This window comes from Haloferula helveola (genome assembly GCF_037076345.1).
In the GTDB taxonomy this organism is placed as follows: Bacteria; Verrucomicrobiota; Verrucomicrobiia; order Verrucomicrobiales; family Akkermansiaceae; genus Haloferula; species Haloferula helveola.
This window is the reverse complement of record NZ_AP024702.1, coordinates 4,020,731-4,039,021: the sequence shown is the minus strand read 5'-3', so window position 1 is coordinate 4,039,021 and position 18,291 is coordinate 4,020,731. Positions and strand designations below refer to the sequence as shown.

Genomic DNA, 18,291 nt, shown 5'->3' with positions numbered 1-18,291 from the left:
ATGAGTGAACACGCTCCAGTCAGCGCAGTCGATTCCACCCACGGACAGGGTGGTGAGATCGCGGAATGCCTGAAGGAATGCCTCGAGCACACGGTCGAGGCATTCTCCCGGGCCAAGCTGGCCACGGGTGAGGAAATTCAGAGACTCCGCACGCGCTTCACGAGTCGGCAAGCGGACGACCCACCAATCGATTTGGTGGAGTTGCTCGCCCGGCTTCAAGGCACGGAAGAAGAACGATTGGGGATCGAGGTCGCCAGAATCTCCGCGGGGGTAGCCTCGGTGATTCCGCAAGCCCCTCCCCTCATTCCGTTCGCGGGAAAACTCATGGCTCCCTCGGCTTTTTACGAAGCCTACACCCAGCTTCATGAACTCTCGAAGGCGCTGCTTTCCCCGGTAATCTATGCTGAGGATACCGACGCGATCGGGACCGGTGCACTCAACCCGATTGCATCGATGATCATGGGGCACCGGATCCTTGCCTCAGTCAACCGGCGCTTCGCGATCCGCCCCTTCGTTACTGCGGTCCGCCTCGACTACGAAAGCTGGGCATTTCTGAGCAGAAAACACTTCGGGCTATGATCGATTTCGACGGCATGTCGTTCAACGACTTGATCAGCGAGCGCATCATGAAGGCACTCGCCGATCATGACCCGCAGTACGGGGAACTCCCCCACGACCAGGTGAGCAACCGGGTCACGCGAAATTGCTTCATGGCCGCTTTGGCCAAGATCAACGGCTTCCCTTTCTTCCCGAAAGTCGCGGAATTCTGCGACGCTTCACTTCACACATACTGTGACCCCACTGTCCTGACCCGCGGACTGTTCAGCCCGGTATGCGCGACCGGTGACAAACTCGTGGTCGCAATCGCCAACCCGTGGAGCCCGCTCCCGGAAGAATACCTGGCACCCCGGTTTCCCGATCTCGAAATCGTCAAGGTCGTCACCTTGGCCTCGGAGATCAGCCGTGCGATTGAGTCGGTGGCTTCCAGTTCCGGTCCGAGCCGTTCGGAACTCGAGGCTATCGATGTCGAAGACACCGATGACGACATCCGCGACTTCGACGTCACCACCGACTATTCCGAGCCCATGGCGCAACTGGTCGCCACCATCATGGCAGATGCCGTGAAAACCCGGGCGTCGGACATCCATTTCAAGGTCGAGAAGGAGGTTTTCTACTACACCTTCCGGGTCGACGGAGACCTCCAGCAGAAGGTCGAGATTCCGATGAAGCTGAAGGACCGCCTCGACGCCTTCCTTCTCAACCTGATGAAGCTGCCTACCGAGATCCGGAATACCACTCCGGGCATCTCCGGACGTTTCACGATCTCCTACTTCCACCGGCCGATCGACATTCGTTACGAGCGCCACCGCACCTATCGCGGCTATCACGTGACGATGCGGCTCCTCGACAAGGGGCATATCAACGTCACGCTTGGCAAAGGCACCCTTGCGTTTGACGAGGAAACCCTGTTTGAGCTCTACAAGGTCATGAAGGTGCCGGCTGGCATTATCGTGATGAGCGGCCCCACAGGCTCGGGCAAGTCGACAACGCTCAACGCAATTCTTCGTGAATTGAACCGACCTGAGGTGAACATTCTCACCTTGGAAAACCCCGTCGAGGACGAGGTTGCCGGCATCACTCACTGTGACCTCAAAAGCCCGAAGGAGTTCAAACCGATGATCTCCTCTTTCATGCGAAGCGACCCGGACATCATTCTGATGGGTGAGGTCCGTGATACTGAATCGGCGGAACTCGCCATCGAGGCCGCAGTCACCGGGCACAAAGTACTTACCACGATTCACACGCCCCGGGCGTCCCAGATCATCGAGCGTTTCGAGCAGTTGGGCATCGAGCGCTGGAAAATCGCCCAGACCCTGAAGGCCGCGTGCGCCCAGCGCCTGATCAAGGTCCTCTGCCCTTACTGCAAGGAACAGCATGAAGGCATCAGCGAGAAGGACCGGCGGGTCTTCAGTCTCGACGAGAGCTGGGCCAAAGTTGGCAACTACTCCGCCAAACAGGGTGGCTGCGCCGAGTGTCGGGGAACCGGATATAGCGGTCGGACCGCGATTCTTGAGATCATTCCGATCACCCCAAAGGTATCCGACCAGCTCTCCAAGGGTGAGATTTCCCCCTACGAACTCGAAGTGAAGATTCAGGAGGAAGGCATCTTGCCGAACCTCCGCCGCAGCGGACTGAGGCTTCTCCGGGAAGGGAAGACCGACCTCGCCGCCGTTTCGAAAGTAATCGACATGACCTATTCCGATGACTAGCGCGACAGCCACCGCCAAGACCCCGGCAAACGCCAATACGGCAAAGCCGAGCGGAGCCAAGAAGCAGATCACCTTCGGCAAAGGTGGCACTCCGAAGCAGTTCACCAAGAAGGAGCTTATCGGAGTCTTCCGGGGCCTGAGCTCCATGCTGCGTGCTCAGATCAATACCGCAGACGCGCTCAAATACTATGGCCAAGGTCTCCCGAACAAGGTGATGGCCGACGCCCTCACCCAGATCCGGGAAGACATCGCGGCGGGCGTGAGCGTCCACGAAGCCTTCCGCCGCACCGGCCGGTTCAACGACATGATTATCGGCCTGATCCAGGCTGGATCCGACGCTGGCCAACTTCACGAGGCTTTCAGCGCCCTTGCCGCACGGTTCACAAGCGAACTCTACTTCTCGAAAGCACTTCGCAAGGCGACCTTGATGCCAAGCATCGTGATCACGATCCTTACCGGAGCATTCATCGTCTCCCAGGTGAAGATTGTCCCGCAGGTCGAGGAAATGCTCAACTCGGTCCGCCAGAAGCCTGATGGCCTGACGGCGATCTCTTTCGGTGTAGCCCACACAACCCAGCGAATCTGGCCGTTTTTCGTTCTTACCGTTCTCGCGATCATTTTCGTGATCTGGAGATCAGAGAAGGTCCGCAACACCATCCTGGGCCTCTCCATGTCCAAGTGGCGCCTTTTGCGAACCCTCATCATGAGCCTGAGACAGATGACCTTCCTGTCGACCATCAGGCTTCTCCATGCCAACGGCATCAACCTCGCGAAGGCGATCCGGGTGTCAGCCAACAGCGTCAAGGGCACGCCATTCTACTACGAACTGCGGGAGGCTGCCGACAAATACGAGAACTCGGGTGTTCCACTCTCGACCGCCTTCTCGAAGTACACTTCGGTCGACAGCCAAGTTGTCCACATGCTCTCGATCGGCGAAAAGTCGGCATCGCTCGACAACCAGTTGGAGATGCTCTCCTCAATGTACGAGGAGGATGCCGAGAACGCGATGGGAACCTTCACCGCCACCGTGAACTTCATTGTTCTCATCATCGCCGTTTGCCTCATCGCGGCGGTCTTCATCGGCACCTTCCTTCCGATCTTCCTCATGGGTCCGAAGATGATGCAGAGCGGCCTCGGAGGCTGAGCCGCACACAAACCCCAACCATCGCAACAACCATGCAACTCACCCGATTTGATCGTTGGCTGCGCGAGAAGTTCGTACACGAAATCCACATCTACTCGCTCCGCCCACCGGAGTTTCTTCCCGCCGGGATCCGCGCCCACGACCTTCCCGAAACTCCCGGCCGGAGGTTTCGTCACCGCTACGTTGCCAGAAGCTCGAGGGCGGCGGATGCCTTGATCGAGGAATTCAAAAGCCACAATCAGATGTTCACGACCCGGGTGGTCGACCGCAAAGCGTGGTACATCCCGTTCGTTGCACCGAAAAACAAGTCCGTCAGCTGGTGGTGCGCGTGGATGGTGATCAGCGCGATCGGAGTTTTCGTGGCCTCAAACGCGATTCGGGCCCTTTGGAGCGACCCCGAGTTCAAGAAAAACTTCCTTGAGGCCCTGGAAATCATGCAAGGATAGTGGATATTCAAGATTTCCTACTTTTCCACTTCTCCTAAACCGCCTACGATTTCTTCGAACGATGAAAGGTCAACGCCGTCACCCGGATCTCCCGATGGGCTTCACGCTCATCGAGATGTCGATCGTTATCTTTCTGCTGATCGCGCTGATGTCGACAGGCTTCTTCTTTTCGAACGCGATCAGCACTTGGAAGGCCGGTCGCGAAGGTTCGGAAATCCTCCGCTCGGTTTACGTGGCACAGCGCACCTACCTCGCCGACAACCCGACGACACCGGTAGGTTCACTGACCCAGGCCAAGCTGCTCCCCTATCTTCCGGATAAGGCCAACACTTTCCCCCAAGTGAAGGGCTTGGATGGCACGATGCGGTCGATCAAGGTGACGGTTTCTCCCCCAGTCGTTCTGGAGGCCGGCGGCGGGGTCTACGACCCCTCCGGCAGCTCCAGTGATTCACTCTGGGACGTAGGAGAATGAGACTGGCGATCACCATCTGCACACTTGCCGTTCTGGGCACTCTTCAGGGAACCGCCACCGAGTTCCGCCACATCGGGGACTTCATTGTCCGTTCAAGGGTTAAGGTTGCCGAAGGCCAGGCTCTCAAGACGACGATCACGCCGCTTCGCCTGAGTGCGTTCACCGACGGCATCAGCGTGAGGATTTCCGCAACCGGCTCCAAAGACGACGCGAGCGAGTATCGCATCTACCGCTCCGACGGGATCGGGCGCCAACAGAGCAAGGGAGGCCCCCTCGAGGTTGTTCCGGGAGTTCAGGCCAGTTCGGAAAAAGGTGGAGTCCTGCGACAGCTGCGACTCACCGAGTCGACTCTGACCCTGACTACGTTCCCGGGTGTCTCCAATCAGATTATCATTACCCACGCGGTGGCGGCAGCGCCTCCCAAGGCCGTCCCCGCACCCGAAACCGCGACCGAACGCTGATTGCCACCATGCGTCCACTTCCCACAAGTCCAGAAGGTATCACCCCAACACCGTCCCAGCGTTCCCACTCGCCGGTCGCCACAACGCTGGAGTTGGGTCCGACATCAAGCTCGACAAACCAACGTCGCAGCAGTTGCCCTACCCATCGCGCCTATCCTTGGCTCCTTGTGGGCAGCACCCTGATGGCGGCGGTTTTCTGCTATCTCTACATCTCGAAGCCCGTCATCCGCACCGAATCCTCCACAGTCGAAGCTGTGCCACCCGCTCTTTCTGCCAACGAAGGCACGCCTGCGCTCGCCGCATCCGTTCCCTCTGGAACGAACCTGCCCGGTGACCTGTCCGACCGGCCGGCAGCTGTTGCCCCGGAGGCAATCAGCGAAGCCTCTGGCGAACGTTTTGAAGAGACCAATCTCCGAATCCAGCATGTTCTCGGAGCAACCGGCCCCGCCGGCGAACCCCTCGGGAAGATTACCTTGGATGTGCCGGTCATTTACGAAAGCGGAACCGTCCGTTGGACTCAGGACGATGTCGAACAGGCGCGCTCCCTACTGAGCCGAATCCAAGACTATCAAAACCGCGCACGCTCTCTCCGGGAAGAGGCCGTCGTGTTGATCTCGGAGTGGGACGATCTGGTCATCCGCTCCATTCCGGACGAATCGCTCCGCGCTGACAGCCCCACCGTTCCTGAGAATCAGGGTGTCGGCTCCGCTGATGCCGCTCCCTTGAAATCCACTGAAGCTATCGAGATCGAAAATCCATGAGAACTTTGATCCTACTTGCCGTCGCTTTTCTCGCGAAACCACTGGCCGCCCAGGATATCGCACCCAAGGACTCGGAAAGAGACCCCGTGCTCACCGCGCTTCTAGAAGGGAGTGAAATCGCACCTGAAAACGCCGTCACCCTCGACCTCAACGAGGCTCCGGTGCTTGTGACCGGCAACCCACCGATCGATGTTGACCTCATGGAAGATCCCGAGCTCGCATCCCCGGATCCGGGCGGGGTCAGGGTCGAGATCGAAGGAGGCGATACCAATAGCCACTTCGCCGCCAAAGACATCAAACTCGTCGCCCCGTTTCCCGCAAAGCCGCTATCCTCCCCCCCGAAGGGTTGGCGTCTGATCCATCCGGAGAGCGCACCGGCAATCTCTGAGCAGGTCAGCTTGGCAAACGGCAGCAAAATCCGGCTGTCGATCCGGCCGCACGTTCTCGTGCCCGATGCGGATGGAAGTCAGGTATTTGCCCTTTCCGAGCCTGGATTCGACCCAACCCTTGGCTACGCGCAGACCGAAACGGTTGGCGCGGTACTCGCGGATACCATCCACGACCTCGATCGCAACGGAGACCGGCTCGACGCGGCAGCCCGCCGCTTAGCCGAGCTGCTCGACTCGCTCCCCTCTCCCGCTGTCGAGGTCGATGCTGAAGATTCTGCTGAACCCAATCCCGAAGCACCATGAAACCCGCCACTTTGCCCATTCTCTGCGGTACCGCTCTGGCCATCATGGCCGGGGCTGCAGGATCCCACTACGCTTCCGTAAATCAGCTGCTGGCATTCGCCGGTATGACCGGACCGAACGGCTTGCCATCACTGAAACAGGAGCGGAACCGCTTGGTCGGCGTGGACGGCAGCGATACCAACTCACTGCTGTCGGAGCTCAAGCGGCAAAACCGGGAAATGCAGTCGACCCTCGCCGAACGCCGGGCTGCCCTTCTCTCCTCAACCGCCACCGGAATGGTGGACGAAGGGGGCGACGCTGGCGGGGCCGACATGCAACTGGTGCTCGCCGAGCTCAGGGCCCTCAATGATCTGCGAACCCAAATTGCCGAGACCAACCGCGACCTCATGGAGCTTCGCTTCCAAGTCGACACGCACTCAGATCAATTCCGGCCTTTGAACACGGTCGAGGAGCCGATCCAGGAATTGGATGCCTACGACACGTCGATCGGCGTACTTCCTCCGCTTGATCTACCCTGACCCTCCTCGCCGGAATGGGACTACCACGGCCGCGAATCACGGGTTAGCCGCGTCCAATGACGAAGAGCGGATCGACCGCTCGATCCGGCAACATCGGGATAAGTCGGGGCTACTGCCGCCCTGAATCGCTAACTCTGCCACCGGCTTACAGTCCGGCGTCCGTCACTGCGCCCTCACTCGCACTGGTGACCAACTTGGCATACTTGGCGAGAACCCCTCGGGTGTAGCGGGGCTCCGGTTGGGTCCAGTTGTCACGTCGTGCCTGTAGGGCTTCGTCGTCGAGATTCACCGAGATCGTATTGTTGGCAGCATCAATGGTGATCTCGTCACCCTCGACGAGCAGCCCGATCGGCCCACCTTCATGCGCTTCCGGAGTAACATGCCCAACCACGAAACCATGACTTCCGCCTGAGAAGCGGCCGTCAGTGACCAGAGCCACCTTCTGCCCGAGACCCCGGCCCATGATCGCGCTGGTAGGCCCCAGCATTTCCCTCATCCCTGGGCCACCCTTCGGACCTTCCCGGCGAATGACGATCACGTCCCCTTCAACAATCGCTCCATCGAGAATCGCCTTCATCGCATCATCCTCCGAATCGAAGATCCGGGCGGTGCCCGTGAACGACTCCCCCTCTTTCCCGGTGATCTTTGCCACGGCACCGCCGGGGGCGAGGTTGCCGTAAAGAATCCGGAGGTGGCTGTCCTTCTTGATCGGATTGTCGAGCGGTCGGATGATCTGCTGGTCCTCAGGGTACTCCAACGGCGAGTTCGCGAGATTTTCCGCCAAGGTCTTGCCCGTGACCGTCAGACAATCGCCGTGCAGCAAACCTGCCTCGAGCAGGCGCCGCATCAGCGGCACGGTACCCCCGATGCGCACCAACTCAGCCATCACGTACTTACCGGACGGCTTCAGATCCGCCAGCACCGGCACCCGCTTCCCGATCTCGGTGAAATCATCGATGCTCAGTTCAACTTCGGCGGCACTGGCCATACCCAGCAGGTGAAGCACCGCATTGGTCGATCCGCCGAGAGCGATCACCACGGTAATCGCGTTTTCGAAAGCTTTCCTGGTCATGATGTCCCGCGGCCGGATCCCCTTGTCGATCAGGTTCAGCACCGCCGCCCCGGCATCGAAGCAGTCGCGCATCTTGTCATCCGAAACAGCCGCCTGGGCCGAGCTGTTCGGAAGCGACATGCCCAAGGCTTCGATCGCGGAAGCCATGGTGTTGGCCGTGTACATTCCGCCACATGAACCTTCTCCGGGGATGGCACAGGACTCCACCGTCTCCAACTCATCATCGTTGTACTCGCCTGCGGCATGTTTCCCGACCGCCTCGAAAATTGACACAATATCCAGATCACGTTCCTCCCCCTTAATCGTCGCACAGCCCGGAAGAATGGTCCCACCGTAGACAAAAACAGAGGGGCGGTTCATTCGTGCCATGGCCATCACGCAGGCCGGCATGTTCTTGTCGCAGCCCCCGATCGCGACAAATCCGTCCATTCCTTCGCAGCCAACCACGGTCTCGATGGAATCCGCAATCACCTCGCGGGAAACCAACGAGTACTTCATCCCCTCGGTCCCCATCGAAATTCCGTCGGAAATCGTGATCGTGTTGAAAATCACCGACTTCCCACCTGCCGCGTCGGCACCCTTCGCAGACTCGCGGGCAAGGCGGTCGATGTGGATGTTGCACGGGGTTACCTGAGACCAGGTCGAGGCGATCCCGATCTGCGGCTTCGAAAAGTCCTCCTTCTTGAAGCCCACCGCATACAGCATGCCCCGAGAAGGGGCACGGTCGGGGCCATCAAGCATCGGCGAGGAAAAAGGGCGGCGTGGGTCAGACATGGCCGGAGACTCTGATTTTCCCACCGATCGCCGTCAAGACGCGCGCACAGCACTCGTCGGGATCCCACTTTCTACGACATTGGCGAAGAATCCGCTTGCGTAATGGCATTCGCCATCAGATGTAAATACCGCGTTTCTTGCATATCCTTGCCCCCGCTTCGGCACCTCAACCTCATTTTCGCCAAGTCACCGCTTTCCGGCTTGTGACTCGCAAAAACCCACCTGGCGAAAATCGGAAGAGCCCGAGACGGGGGCAAGCTGCGTACGGCAGGCGGTGGAATCCCGCCTCCGGACAGCGTTCTGTTGACGCAATCGCTTGTCGGCCACGCTTGCCACACCCGCCGCGCCGTCCTATTTCCGCCGCGACATGGCAAGCTACCGCGTTCTCGTTTCCGATCCGATTTCCGACAAAGGGGTGGAGGCACTCGCTTCGCACCCTGAAATCGAAGTCGATGTGAATACAGGCCTCGCGCCGGAGGATTTCCTGAAAATCATTCCGGACTACGACGCGCTGGTCGTCCGGTCCCAGACGAAGGTCACTGCCGAGGTCTTCGCCGCAGCCAAGAAACTCCGTGCCGTAGGGCGCGCTGGAGTCGGAGTCGACAACATCGACCGCCAAGCCGCCACCGACCATGGCGTGATCGTCATGAACACGCCGACCGGCAACACCATTTCGACCGCTGAGCATGCGTTCACCCTTATGCTCTCCGCGGCTCGCAATATCGGTCCGGCTCATACCGCGGTCCTCGCGGGTGACTTCAAGGCCGCAAGGAAGGCCTTCCAAGGGATCGAACTCAATGGCAAGCGGCTCGCGGTCATCGGGATGGGGCGCATCGGCAGCGAGTTCGCCAAGCGGGCCCAAGCCTTCAACATGCAGGTCGTTGCCTACGACCCCTTCCTGACCCAAGCCCGTGCAGACGAACTGAAGGTCGAACTTGCCGAGTCACCGGACATCGCCCTCAGCGGCGCGGATGTGGTCACCCTTCATGTTCCGATGACCGAGGAAACCAAGCACCTCCTCAATTCCGAGCGCCTCGCTCTGATGAATCCAGGGGCGCTGGTGGTCAATTGCGCCCGCGGCGGCCTCATCGATGAAGCGGACCTGAAGGCGGCCATCGACTCCGGGCACATCGCTGGCTGCGCCCTCGACGTGTTTGAAGAGGAGCCCCCTCCGTCGGACCACCCCCTCTTTGCGCTCGCGAAGCACATTGCGTTCACTCCGCACCTTGGCGCTTCGACCAATGAGGCCCAAGAAAACGTGGGCATCCAGGTGGCAGAGCAGATCCGGGACTTTCTTGCAACCGGAGAAATCCGCAACGCGATCAACATGCCGTCGCTGGATGCCTCCGCCCTCGCCGAAGTCGCACCCTACCTCGAACTGGGTGCAGCTCTGGGCCGTCTGCTTGCCAAGCTCGGCCCCGAGAATCCCGATTCACTCCGGATCTCCTATCACGGTCCCCTAGCGAAGAAGGACACGGCCCTGGTCGCCCGCACCGCCCTGACGGCCCTACTTGAGACCGCCCGCCCCGACGGCCAGGTGAACATCGTCAATGTCCCGACCGTCGCCAAGGACATGGGAATCGATCTGGTCGAATCGACGATTAATGCCAAGACCGAGTACAACGAGCTCCTCGTGGCCGAGCTTCGGCGTGGAGACATCCGCTTCCGCGCTGCCGGCACGATCATTGGCCGAAGCCCGCGGATCGTCGAGATCGACCGCCTCTACGTCGACACCAACATCAATGGCCATTTCCTCATCGTGCGGAACGACGATCGACCCGGCATCGTTGGCGCCCTGGGCACGCTCCTCGGCAATGCCAACCAGAATATTGCCAACCTCTCGCTGGCACGGAACAAGTCGCAAGGCAACGCACTGACCATCATCGAGGTCGATGCCCCCCTCTCGGGCGACATCATGGAGTCCGTCCGCGGCATTCCCGGAGTCCTGTCCGCCACCGGAGTGACTCTGTAAATACCTGTCCGCAAATGCCGTGCTCGGCCGAACTTTCCCGTTGCCAAGCGCGTCCCGAATGAGAAAACTTTCCCCAGCATCATGAAAAAACTCGCCGTTATCGCCACCGCTTTCCTCGCGCTCGGCAGCATCGCCTCCGCGGACATCCAAGCCCCTCCAGGGTCGACCTACACCGCCAGCCGCAAGCTCGGCCGGGCCCTCAGCAACATTCTGTACGGGTTCATCGAGATTCCTGAGCAGATCGTCCGCAAGAGCGACGACTACGGCCGCAAGGCCGGCTGGTCCTACGGAGCTGTCGACGGCACCGGCCGCGCGCTGCGCCGTTTGGGCTACGGCTTCTACGAGCTCTTCACCTTCACTTGCCCGACCTACCGCGGCACCTTCAAGCCTCCCTACGAGAAGTGTGGCACCGACAACCGGATCGAAATGAATCCGCATGACGGCCTCTCCGAATTCCCGCCGGAACTCGGATTCGAAACCTACTTCCAGCACACGCGCACCCAGCGCTGGTAAGAGGTAACCTTCCAGTGACGGAGATTTTCAAAATCCCGACAGGCGCCACCGGCCCTGTCGGGATTTTTGTTTCCGGTCGCCCCCCCATGACAGAACTTGGCGGAAGATCCGGCTAACTTCCCGACGCCACCGGCGTTTCATTCTCGATGCTACCTTTCCACGTCCTGCTCCTCTTGGGGCTGCTTGCCCTGCCATCAGCCGCCCAGAACCGCACGTGGCGAAATGCCGACTCAAGCTCGTCGTTCGTCGGCGAGTATCTCTCCCACGACGGTAAGAGGGTCACGATCCGCCGTCAGGATGGCCGCGTCTTTACCTTCGAGATCGACAAACTCCACGAAGCGGACCGTTCCTGGCTGAAGACCCAGAAGCCCCCCGAGGGAGCGGCGGCCGACGTTGAGATCAACCCCAACGCCGTCTTCGACACGCTGTGCTTCGGCGACAACCGCAAGGAGGTGGAACAGAAGCTCAAGGACAGCACCATGGTCGAGACCGCTCTCGATGAAACTTTCTTCGGACGCTTCGGATTGAACGGAACATTCCGCACCAAGCAGCAGATCGGTGGCCTGCATTGCGAGCTCTACTTCGATTGGACCGAAAATGGCGGCTTGAGCGAGATCTCCCTGCAAACCGAGTCCCTTGGGGCCGATTCCTACGGCGGCAAGCTTCACGAAAATTGGCAGGAACTTTCGAAGGTCTTGACCCTTCTCCACGGCAAGCCCTTGCAAACGGCCGACTTTCCGGACCGAAGCGAATTGCAGAACGATCTTTTCCTCGCCTCCCACATCTGGCGCCTCGACGGCGGCGGCTCGGCACTCCTCGGCACCTCAATGCAGGGGGGAAAGTACCAAGTGGTTGTTCGATTCACGACGGAGAACATCCAGCCGGTCCGGGTCCCCTAGGAACGGCACTCAGTCCAGCATGGCAACCTGCTCGACACCCGACGCTGAGAGCACGTTGAGCACATCGGTGAAACGTTGCTGAGTCACTTCGTCCGCAACCTTGAGAAGGACCGGCGTCCGGACTCCGCTCGCCATCGAGCCGCGAAGCATTTCTCGCAACTCCGGCAACTCCCGGCCGTCATCTGGATTGGCAACCTCCATCCGAGAGACACCTTCGCCCCACCACACCGAGTTGTCGGCGACGATTTCGATCCAGATCGGCAACGAAGGCACAGCCTCCACCCTCTGACCGTCTTCAGGCGGCAGAGCCATTGCCAGATCCCTTTCCTCCGGCAAGATCGTCGCCGTCACCAGAAAGAAGATCAAGAGCAGGAAAGCGATGTCCACCATCGATGTCACCTCGTTCTTGGGAGACTCGTGGTCGGAAGGAAGCGGATAAGTCTTCATCAACCTGAAAACGCCTCGTGAGCCGAATTCTTAGATTCCCTCTCCTCTGCAATGGATCGCGTCGGGTCAATGGTGCCACCGGAGGGACTCGAACCCTCACGAGAGTTGCCTCTCAGCGGATTTTAAGTCCGCGGCGTCTACCAATTCCGCCACGGTGGCTCGTGTTGCCGTTGCGCATTCTGATCAACGGAAGGCTGTTACTCTTGGCGGCTTTCAATAGCATTGATCGCTTGCTCAATCGTCACCGCGAGTTCCGACACGGCGCCCTCCTTCTCCTCGCTCAGCTTCGGCAGGCTACTAGAGGTCCCCACCCGACCCAAGAGCCGCACGGCCGACAACTTCAGCGTGGGCGTCAGTTCGGGCAGACTCGACAGCAAGGATGTCTCGATCCGGGGTCCCATATCACCATACAGAGCCTCCCACTCCTTTGAGTCTTCCCGCCAGAGCCCGTGAATCAGTGGAATCGAATCCAAGTCCCGGTTGCCAACAAGGAACTCCACCACGCTACGGGGAACGTCTTCCCCTTCCTCCATCAACTCGGACGCGGCCTTCCGCACGGCGGCGACTGACCCATCGCCGGATTGTGCCCAAACGGAAAGCGCACGTGCGACATCCCGTTTCAGTTCGATTCCACCTTCCTCAAGAAGTTCCTGCATGCGACGAACAATATCGTCGCGGTAGAGCCGCGGTTCAACCGGCACCAGTCGCCTCACAGCAGCACCGGCACGATGCAGGTCGATGCTCTCGAGTTCCCGCCGATTCAGCTCGTAAAATGAGGGATCGGATGAATCCTGAAGTTTGTCCAGAGGCCCTTGGACGAACCGGTCATTGTCAACGACCACCTCAATGACCTGCAGGTCATTGAGGACACGCCCGACCTTGCCAAATCGTTCGCAGCTTTTCCTCACAGGTCCGAGTTCTGGCCGAACGTCGTACAAAACCATCAGATAGTCGGAAGGAGGACGACTGTAGATCCACGAGCGCTCGCCGGCATCGGTAGCCCGCATCAGGTACTCAACGATTTGCTGCTTGTTATAAAGCCGGACGTCCCTCAACCAGATTCCGATCGCTGTTCTGCCTTGGCTCAGACCATCCGATCCATAGCTCTCAATCGCCTCAGCGAGCTTCCCGTAGCCCATCTCCTGCTTCAGTTCATCGTAGGGAGTTTCGGGGTCTACCGTAGGTTCAGTGGGAGGTCCGGGATCAATGGGGCCACCGAGCCCACCGTCTCCGGCGGATTCAATGGGCAGACCTTTGGTGAAGAGGAACGGAAGAGACAGGAGGGCTGCGGAGATCAACAAGCCACCCACGACCGCCTTGATGCGCTGGGTCGGATTGGCAAAAAACAGAAGCACCCAAGCCACCAACGCGGTGAAACCGGCAAAGACGAGCCGCTTATCCATCGCGGTCCCGTCAAGCAGACCTCCGGGGCCTCCTCCGAAGATCAGGATCAGGGCCACCACCGCCGCACCTGTAACCCCGGCAAATCCAAGAATCACTCGAAGGGGGGAAACCGGCTCAACAAACGAACGGGGATCGGGCTCCGGAGAGGTATTTGCAGTTTCAAAAGCCGGCTCAGGCCCGCTGCGGAGCGGAACCCGGCTAAACCTCTGGAGGGACGGATCCCGCCGCTCCCCGGGATAGAACTTCCGGTCGCGGATCATGATGTCCTCCTCCACACGGAATCTCCGGTCGCAGGTTCCGCACTCGACCATCTTGCCCTTGAGCTCGGGGCCAACCTTGAAGCGCTGCCCGCACCCGGGGCAGCGAATCGAGACCATCCGGGACTCCTGATCGGCATCTTCCATGACCGTCGACAGCATGGAGCGGAGCCCTCCTCAATGCAATACCCGTCCGGGGCTTGCCGCCCCCCGGTGGACAGGATACGAACGCCTCATGCTCGCATCGATCGAAGGACTCCTGATAGTGCAGGACAGGGACCGGAAGGTTCAGGACCTCACCCAACAGCTGGAAAAGCTCCCTGCCGACGAAGCGAGAGCCCGGGCGCGACTCGACGGGGACCAGAAGGCGGTCGGAGAAGCCAAGGCCGCTCTCCAGCAGAACGCTGTCGAGGCGAAGACCCTCGACCTCGATGTCCAGACCCGCAACACGACCATCACCCGCCTCAAACAGCAGCAGTTCGAGACCAGGAAGAACGATGAATTCAGCGCCCTCGGTCACGAGATCGAACGATACGGCAACGAAGTCGATAGCCTCGAAACGAAGCAGTTGGAGTTGATGGAGTCGGCAGACGAACTGCGCAGCCGGCTTGAAGGCGCCCAAGCAGCCCTGAGGAAGAGCGAAGAAGTGGTTGAGGATGACCTGAAGTCGATTGCTGCCCGAAGGTCGAACATCGAAGCTGAAATTGAGGAGACCAAGCGACTGCGCGGTGAAGCCGCAGCGAAGGTCGACGAGGAACTGCTTTCGCTTTACGAGCGCCTATTGAAGAAAAAGGGCGGCGTGGCGGTCGCGCCCGTCCACAGCGGCCAGTGTGGCGGCTGTCACGTGAAACTCATTCCAGCGACGCTGATCAAAGTGGGCGGGGCTGCGGAAGTCGTGCAGTGTGAGAACTGCGGGCGAATTCTATACCTCGAAGACTGAACTGCATCAATTCGCCGCCGCCTTACCGGTGTACATTTCGCTTCTCCGCTCCTCGAGCACGACGAGCCAGTTCATCATCGAGATCGGAGGCAAGGCAGCCGGATGCTTGATCGGCGAGAGATTGACCTCGATCTTATCGTGGGCAACATCACCTTCCATCGCCGTTTTCAGGTCGAAGAGGTGGACTGATTCGGTCCCGGTGTCAGCACCGCCCGCCAAGCTACCCATTTGACCACCCAGCTTCAGCCGGAAAGGGATGTCTTCCGCCCCGTAGCGCTTTTCGGGAGCAAACAACGAACAGGGAGGATAATAGGGGGTCGGGATTCCCGACCCGGCAGGAGGAGTCGTCTCGGCCACGTTGAAGTCATCCGCGATGTAGAGCCGAAGATTGGTGACGAGCGAAAAACCCTTCGGATACGGAGTCAAATCACCGCATTCTTTTAGAATCACTCCGTAATCCAGTTCGGTGCACGGAATAGATGGCTTCTGCAAATAGGCGCTTCCAGGGTAGTCTACGTTGATCGACAGAGAGTGGTTTACCTCTACTGAGTCGGCGCCCAGCTGGGCGAGGAAATCAGGAAATCGCTCAGGGTAGACCTCGATGCAGGGCTTCGCATCATGGAGCATCTTCACCTCGAACGGATAACTCGGGCGGTAGTAGCCGGCCTTGAAGGTGCCGACCAAGGGATCACCGAATCGCGCATTCTCGAACGTGACTGATCCAACCACCTCTTCTTCGAAGTAGTAGCTGCCGTTCTTCCCATATGCGACATCCACAGGCTGCTCGAAGAACACGGTCTCGTTTTCGTCCGCGATGTAGATGTAGCCGGGCGGAAGACCTATGTCGTTGCCTTCTTCCAGTCCGATTTCGACCGTTTGCCTCAAACCGTTCTTCAGGAAGCTGAACTCAAGCTCCGAAGGGTATGGGTCGTCCGCGTCCTTCACATCCGTGATGTCGAGATGCATTGCACACTGAAGGGCGCCGACCGAATAGTTGTTCCACGTCGTTGGAGAGACCGTCTGCGTCTCCTGATTGTGCGCAAATCGATCGAAGAATTCGACTCCACGGTTGATGGGGATGAAAGCAGCGCGACCACTCTCAGAGGCGAGAGAGACCGGCAGGAAATCGCCGTTCTCAAGCTCATACGACTCGCGAACTCCCGGAGCAAAGGGATTGGCGGTGAGGCCACCGTCACTACCACTCTCGATCGTACCCGGCGCGGCCTCGTCGCCAAACGTGGCATTGGCGTCAATCTCCAGCCCGTGCCGGCCCGAGATCCGATCGAGATTCAATCCCGATCCGATCCTTGCACGACTTGCGAACACCCCGCCCTGGATAGTGAAGTTCTGCCACTCGGTGCCATCTTCGTATTGCCCCAGGACCGTGAAGGCTTCTGCCGAAATGCCGAGCTGTGAGGGGACCTCATAGATCGAAAACACAAACTCCCTCGTCCGCTTCCGGAGCTTGGTAATGTTGTCGTGGTGTTCCGAGAGATTCATCTTGAACGCCCACCAATTGCGCTTTGCCACAAACATCTCTCCAGGCTCGGCATAGCCGAAGCGGATCTCGGGGTAGGGAATCAGATTGAACTGCGGATAGTCCTCAACCGAGGCGCCAACCTTCTCCGCAGCCAATGATCCATAATGCTTTTTATCGCTGATGATTGGCCACGTATGGTCCAAGTCATTGACCTGACTGCTCACACTCTCCAGTGGCACTGGAAATCCCAGACCGAAATCCTGATTGATACCGGGCGTCGTGTAACGGTTGTCGCGGTCGTAGGCGCGGAAGGTCTCCGACGCATAAAGCTGCTTGTCGCCGGGATTCGCATCAACCGCATCCTGCAATCCGAACTCCCGCAACACCGCGGACTCGACCGCGTAGGCGGAATTCGACTCGTCGATCGCCGCGCGGAAGATTCGCTGCCATCGAAGCTCATAGTCATTGTTGCCCGCTGCGGACTGGTGCTGCATGCATCGCATGGCTCGGTTTGCGGCGATCGGAACAATAGCACGAAGGGTAGCCTCCTCTTTCGAGTCATAGTCGATGCGAAGCGTGACCTCCTTCTGCGCAGCGTGCGCCCGGATCGACGTCCGGTAGCTGTTGAGCAGCATCACCAAAACGATGATCCCAAGCGTCAGCACCGTCACATACGACGCGTAGCCCCGCGGCGCGCGCTTGCGCTTCGATTCCATCTTCAAGTTCTTCATGACCGTTACAGTTGTTGGGTTCCCGAATACACAAGCTCCTCGCCGTTGGGTCCCGACAGGCGCATCCGCAGCACTCCCTGCTCCACCGCGAACTTCACCGCCTCGGGCTGCTTGCTCACCGCCCAGTCGGGCGCGCCCAGCACCCCGCTATCGGGAATCACCGTGTAGTAGAGCCCGCTGCCCGTCCCCGGATCCTCGAACGACAGGATCGACGCCCGCTTCGTTCCGTCCGCCTCCTTGAACCGCAGGACCAGCACCGTCGCGTCCTCGAGCACCGCTCCGTCGCCGTTGCGCATCGAGTCCATGTCCTTGTACAGCGCGTAGCTCTCCGCCGTGCCGATCACACGGATCACGTAGTTGTTGATCAGCGGGGCTTCGCGCGTCAGGAAATCCTGCGCCCGGAAGATCCGGATGAATGCCATCTGCTGGTTGAAGAGCATCAGCGACATCCCCGCCACAAGGATCCCCACCGCCATCGCCAGCGACAGTTCCATCAGCGTGTAGCCACCGCACCGGCGGCGCGTCTTCGGGGTCGTCCTCATCATTGCGATCGGATCACGGTCCGGCTCTTCACGTAGTCACGCCCGCCGATCTCGTAGACCAGCAGGCTCTGGAACTTCCACACCTTCATCCCCGCAGGATTGGTCACCGTCGTGCCCGATCCGCCATCCACCGGAAAATTGATCGAATCCGGAATCCGTGTCCGGATCACCTTGCCCTCCACCGCAGCCCCGCCGGGCAGCTTGCCCAGTTCCACCGTCTCCTCGGACTTCGCGGGATAGGCGGGCCATGGCGAGTCCACCGCAAGCAGGTCCGCATACGGAAGACGCTGGGCCCAGGCCTTCTCATAGGTCAGATACGCGTCGCTGACCGTCTGCTGCAGCGTCCACTGCCGCGGTGCCGTGATGTTCATCGCGAGCTTCAGCAGAATCAGCGAAAGCCCCGTCAGGAACGTCAGCGCATACGTCGCCTCAAGCAGAACCCAGCCGCCACAACCACGCTTGTTTCGACGGCGTCGACGACGCCTCAAGCTGCTCG

The 18,291-nt window shown here is 59.7% G+C and carries 19 protein-coding genes and 1 tRNA gene; 13 read left to right on the top strand and 7 right to left on the bottom strand.

Annotated elements, in window-relative coordinates; translation table 11 throughout:
- The 9 genes from HAHE_RS15150 to HAHE_RS15110 all read left to right on the top strand — a co-directional run bounded on the left by HAHE_RS15150 (position 1) and on the right by HAHE_RS15110 (position 6,764).
- Positions 1-579 (top strand): hypothetical protein, encoded by a 579-nt coding sequence (locus HAHE_RS15150; RefSeq protein WP_338685575.1) that lies wholly within the window; start codon positions 1-3, stop codon positions 577-579.
- Entirely contained in the window at positions 576-2,270 is a 1,695-nt protein-coding gene (locus HAHE_RS15145; RefSeq protein WP_338685574.1) for a GspE/PulE family protein, read from the top strand. The genes HAHE_RS15150 and HAHE_RS15145 overlap by 4 nt, the downstream gene beginning before the upstream one ends.
- Complete coding sequence (locus HAHE_RS15140; protein ID WP_338685573.1) at positions 2,263-3,414, top strand: type II secretion system F family protein; 1,152 nt, start codon at positions 2,263-2,265, stop codon at positions 3,412-3,414. The genes HAHE_RS15145 and HAHE_RS15140 overlap by 8 nt, the downstream gene beginning before the upstream one ends.
- 32 nt (positions 3,415-3,446) lie before the next feature.
- The gene (locus tag HAHE_RS15135) at positions 3,447-3,860 is read left to right on the top strand and encodes a hypothetical protein (protein ID WP_338685572.1); all 414 of its coding nucleotides are present in this window, start codon (positions 3,447-3,449) and stop codon (positions 3,858-3,860) included.
- Positions 3,861-3,921: 61 nt separating this feature from the next.
- On the top strand, positions 3,922-4,332 hold the full coding sequence (locus HAHE_RS15130; RefSeq protein ID WP_338685571.1) for a type II secretion system protein: 411 nt from the start codon (positions 3,922-3,924) through the stop codon (positions 4,330-4,332).
- Complete coding sequence (locus HAHE_RS15125) at positions 4,329-4,793, top strand: hypothetical protein (RefSeq protein ID WP_338685570.1); 465 nt, start codon at positions 4,329-4,331, stop codon at positions 4,791-4,793. Before HAHE_RS15130 ends, HAHE_RS15125 begins: the two co-directional genes overlap by 4 nt.
- Positions 4,794-4,960: 167 nt before the next feature.
- A complete protein-coding gene (locus tag HAHE_RS15120; protein WP_338685569.1) occupies positions 4,961-5,554 on the top strand; it encodes a hypothetical protein in 594 nt (197 codons plus the stop codon).
- Entirely contained in the window at positions 5,551-6,246 is a 696-nt protein-coding gene (locus HAHE_RS15115; protein ID WP_338685568.1) for a hypothetical protein, read from the top strand. Before HAHE_RS15120 ends, HAHE_RS15115 begins: the two co-directional genes overlap by 4 nt.
- Positions 6,243-6,764, top strand: coding sequence for a hypothetical protein (locus HAHE_RS15110; protein WP_338685567.1), 522 nt, complete (start codon positions 6,243-6,245; stop codon positions 6,762-6,764). Before HAHE_RS15115 ends, HAHE_RS15110 begins: the two co-directional genes overlap by 4 nt.
- 145 nt (positions 6,765-6,909) lie before the next feature.
- Here the strand turns inward: HAHE_RS15110 and ilvD are convergent, their stop codons facing one another.
- Positions 6,910-8,610, bottom strand: coding sequence for a dihydroxy-acid dehydratase (gene ilvD, locus HAHE_RS15105; protein ID WP_343218188.1), 1,701 nt, complete (start codon positions 8,608-8,610; stop codon positions 6,910-6,912).
- Between the two features lie 367 nt (positions 8,611-8,977).
- Here ilvD and serA point away from each other — a divergent pair, with 367 nt between their 5' ends.
- The 3 genes from serA to HAHE_RS15090 all read left to right on the top strand — a co-directional run bounded on the left by serA (position 8,978) and on the right by HAHE_RS15090 (position 11,994).
- Positions 8,978-10,582 carry a phosphoglycerate dehydrogenase gene (serA, locus tag HAHE_RS15100; protein ID WP_338685566.1) on the top strand — a complete coding sequence of 535 codons (1,605 nt, stop codon included), beginning with the start codon at positions 8,978-8,980 and terminating at the stop codon, positions 10,580-10,582.
- A gap of 81 nt (positions 10,583-10,663) precedes the next feature.
- Complete coding sequence (locus HAHE_RS15095; protein ID WP_338685565.1) at positions 10,664-11,095, top strand: exosortase system-associated protein, TIGR04073 family; 432 nt, start codon at positions 10,664-10,666, stop codon at positions 11,093-11,095.
- A 146-nt stretch (positions 11,096-11,241) separates the two neighbouring features.
- Positions 11,242-11,994: a hypothetical protein gene (locus HAHE_RS15090; protein ID WP_338685564.1), complete on the top strand. Its 753-nt coding sequence runs from the start codon at positions 11,242-11,244 to the stop codon at positions 11,992-11,994.
- Between the two features lie 9 nt (positions 11,995-12,003).
- On the opposite strand, the gene HAHE_RS15085 is transcribed toward HAHE_RS15090, so the two are convergent.
- The 3 genes from HAHE_RS15085 to HAHE_RS15075 form a co-directional block, all read right to left on the bottom strand.
- Complete coding sequence (locus HAHE_RS15085; protein WP_338685563.1) at positions 12,004-12,441, bottom strand: ExbD/TolR family protein; 438 nt, start codon at positions 12,439-12,441, stop codon at positions 12,004-12,006.
- A gap of 70 nt (positions 12,442-12,511) precedes the next feature.
- Positions 12,512-12,600: transfer RNA gene (locus tag HAHE_RS15080), tRNA-Leu, on the bottom strand.
- A gap of 38 nt (positions 12,601-12,638) precedes the next feature.
- The gene (locus HAHE_RS15075) at positions 12,639-14,264 is read right to left on the bottom strand and encodes a hypothetical protein (RefSeq protein WP_338685562.1); all 1,626 of its coding nucleotides are present in this window, start codon (positions 14,262-14,264) and stop codon (positions 12,639-12,641) included.
- Between the two features lie 73 nt (positions 14,265-14,337).
- Between HAHE_RS15075 and HAHE_RS15070 the strand changes: the two genes are divergently transcribed.
- Positions 14,338-15,042 carry a zinc ribbon domain-containing protein gene (locus tag HAHE_RS15070; protein ID WP_338685561.1) on the top strand — a complete coding sequence of 235 codons (705 nt, stop codon included), beginning with the start codon at positions 14,338-14,340 and terminating at the stop codon, positions 15,040-15,042.
- A 6-nt stretch (positions 15,043-15,048) separates the two neighbouring features.
- Here HAHE_RS15070 and HAHE_RS15065 read toward each other — a convergent pair whose 3' ends face one another.
- The 3 genes from HAHE_RS15065 to HAHE_RS15055 are packed head-to-tail and all read right to left on the bottom strand — an operon-like array spanning position 15,049 to position 18,283.
- The gene (locus HAHE_RS15065) at positions 15,049-17,253 is read right to left on the bottom strand and encodes a hypothetical protein (RefSeq protein ID WP_338685560.1); all 2,205 of its coding nucleotides are present in this window, start codon (positions 17,251-17,253) and stop codon (positions 15,049-15,051) included.
- Between the two features lie 5 nt (positions 17,254-17,258).
- The gene (locus HAHE_RS15060; RefSeq protein ID WP_338685559.1) at positions 17,259-17,798 is read right to left on the bottom strand and encodes a hypothetical protein; all 540 of its coding nucleotides are present in this window, start codon (positions 17,796-17,798) and stop codon (positions 17,259-17,261) included.
- Positions 17,795-18,283, bottom strand: coding sequence for a hypothetical protein (locus tag HAHE_RS15055; RefSeq protein WP_338685558.1), 489 nt, complete (start codon positions 18,281-18,283; stop codon positions 17,795-17,797). The genes HAHE_RS15060 and HAHE_RS15055 overlap by 4 nt, the downstream gene beginning before the upstream one ends.
- Between the last annotated feature and the right edge of the window lie 8 nt (positions 18,284-18,291).

Bases quoted from the DNA above. Each gene is read 5' to 3' on its own strand.
- HAHE_RS15115 (WP_338685568.1), top strand. From the start codon at position 5,551: ATGAGAACTTTGATCCTACTTGCCGTCGCTTTTCTCGCGAAACCACTG.
- HAHE_RS15145 (WP_338685574.1), top strand. From the start codon at position 576: ATGATCGATTTCGACGGCATGTCGTTCAACGACTTGATCAGCGAGCGC.
- HAHE_RS15065 (WP_338685560.1), bottom strand. From the start codon at position 17,253: ATGAAGAACTTGAAGATGGAATCGAAGCGCAAGCGCGCGCCGCGGGGC.
- serA (WP_338685566.1), top strand. From the start codon at position 8,978: ATGGCAAGCTACCGCGTTCTCGTTTCCGATCCGATTTCCGACAAAGGG.
- HAHE_RS15085 (WP_338685563.1), bottom strand. From the start codon at position 12,441: ATGAAGACTTATCCGCTTCCTTCCGACCACGAGTCTCCCAAGAACGAG.
- ilvD (WP_343218188.1), bottom strand. From the start codon at position 8,610: ATGTCTGACCCACGCCGCCCTTTTTCCTCGCCGATGCTTGATGGCCCC.
- HAHE_RS15140 (WP_338685573.1), top strand. From the start codon at position 2,263: ATGACTAGCGCGACAGCCACCGCCAAGACCCCGGCAAACGCCAATACG.
- HAHE_RS15150 (WP_338685575.1), top strand. From the start codon at position 1: ATGAGTGAACACGCTCCAGTCAGCGCAGTCGATTCCACCCACGGACAG.
- HAHE_RS15110 (WP_338685567.1), top strand. From the start codon at position 6,243: ATGAAACCCGCCACTTTGCCCATTCTCTGCGGTACCGCTCTGGCCATC.
- HAHE_RS15070 (WP_338685561.1), top strand. From the start codon at position 14,338: ATGCTCGCATCGATCGAAGGACTCCTGATAGTGCAGGACAGGGACCGG.
- HAHE_RS15135 (WP_338685572.1), top strand. From the start codon at position 3,447: ATGCAACTCACCCGATTTGATCGTTGGCTGCGCGAGAAGTTCGTACAC.
- HAHE_RS15090 (WP_338685564.1), top strand. From the start codon at position 11,242: ATGCTACCTTTCCACGTCCTGCTCCTCTTGGGGCTGCTTGCCCTGCCA.
- HAHE_RS15130 (WP_338685571.1), top strand. From the start codon at position 3,922: ATGAAAGGTCAACGCCGTCACCCGGATCTCCCGATGGGCTTCACGCTC.
- HAHE_RS15060 (WP_338685559.1), bottom strand. From the start codon at position 17,798: ATGATGAGGACGACCCCGAAGACGCGCCGCCGGTGCGGTGGCTACACG.
- HAHE_RS15095 (WP_338685565.1), top strand. From the start codon at position 10,664: ATGAAAAAACTCGCCGTTATCGCCACCGCTTTCCTCGCGCTCGGCAGC.
- HAHE_RS15125 (WP_338685570.1), top strand. From the start codon at position 4,329: ATGAGACTGGCGATCACCATCTGCACACTTGCCGTTCTGGGCACTCTT.
- HAHE_RS15075 (WP_338685562.1), bottom strand. From the start codon at position 14,264: ATGCTGTCGACGGTCATGGAAGATGCCGATCAGGAGTCCCGGATGGTC.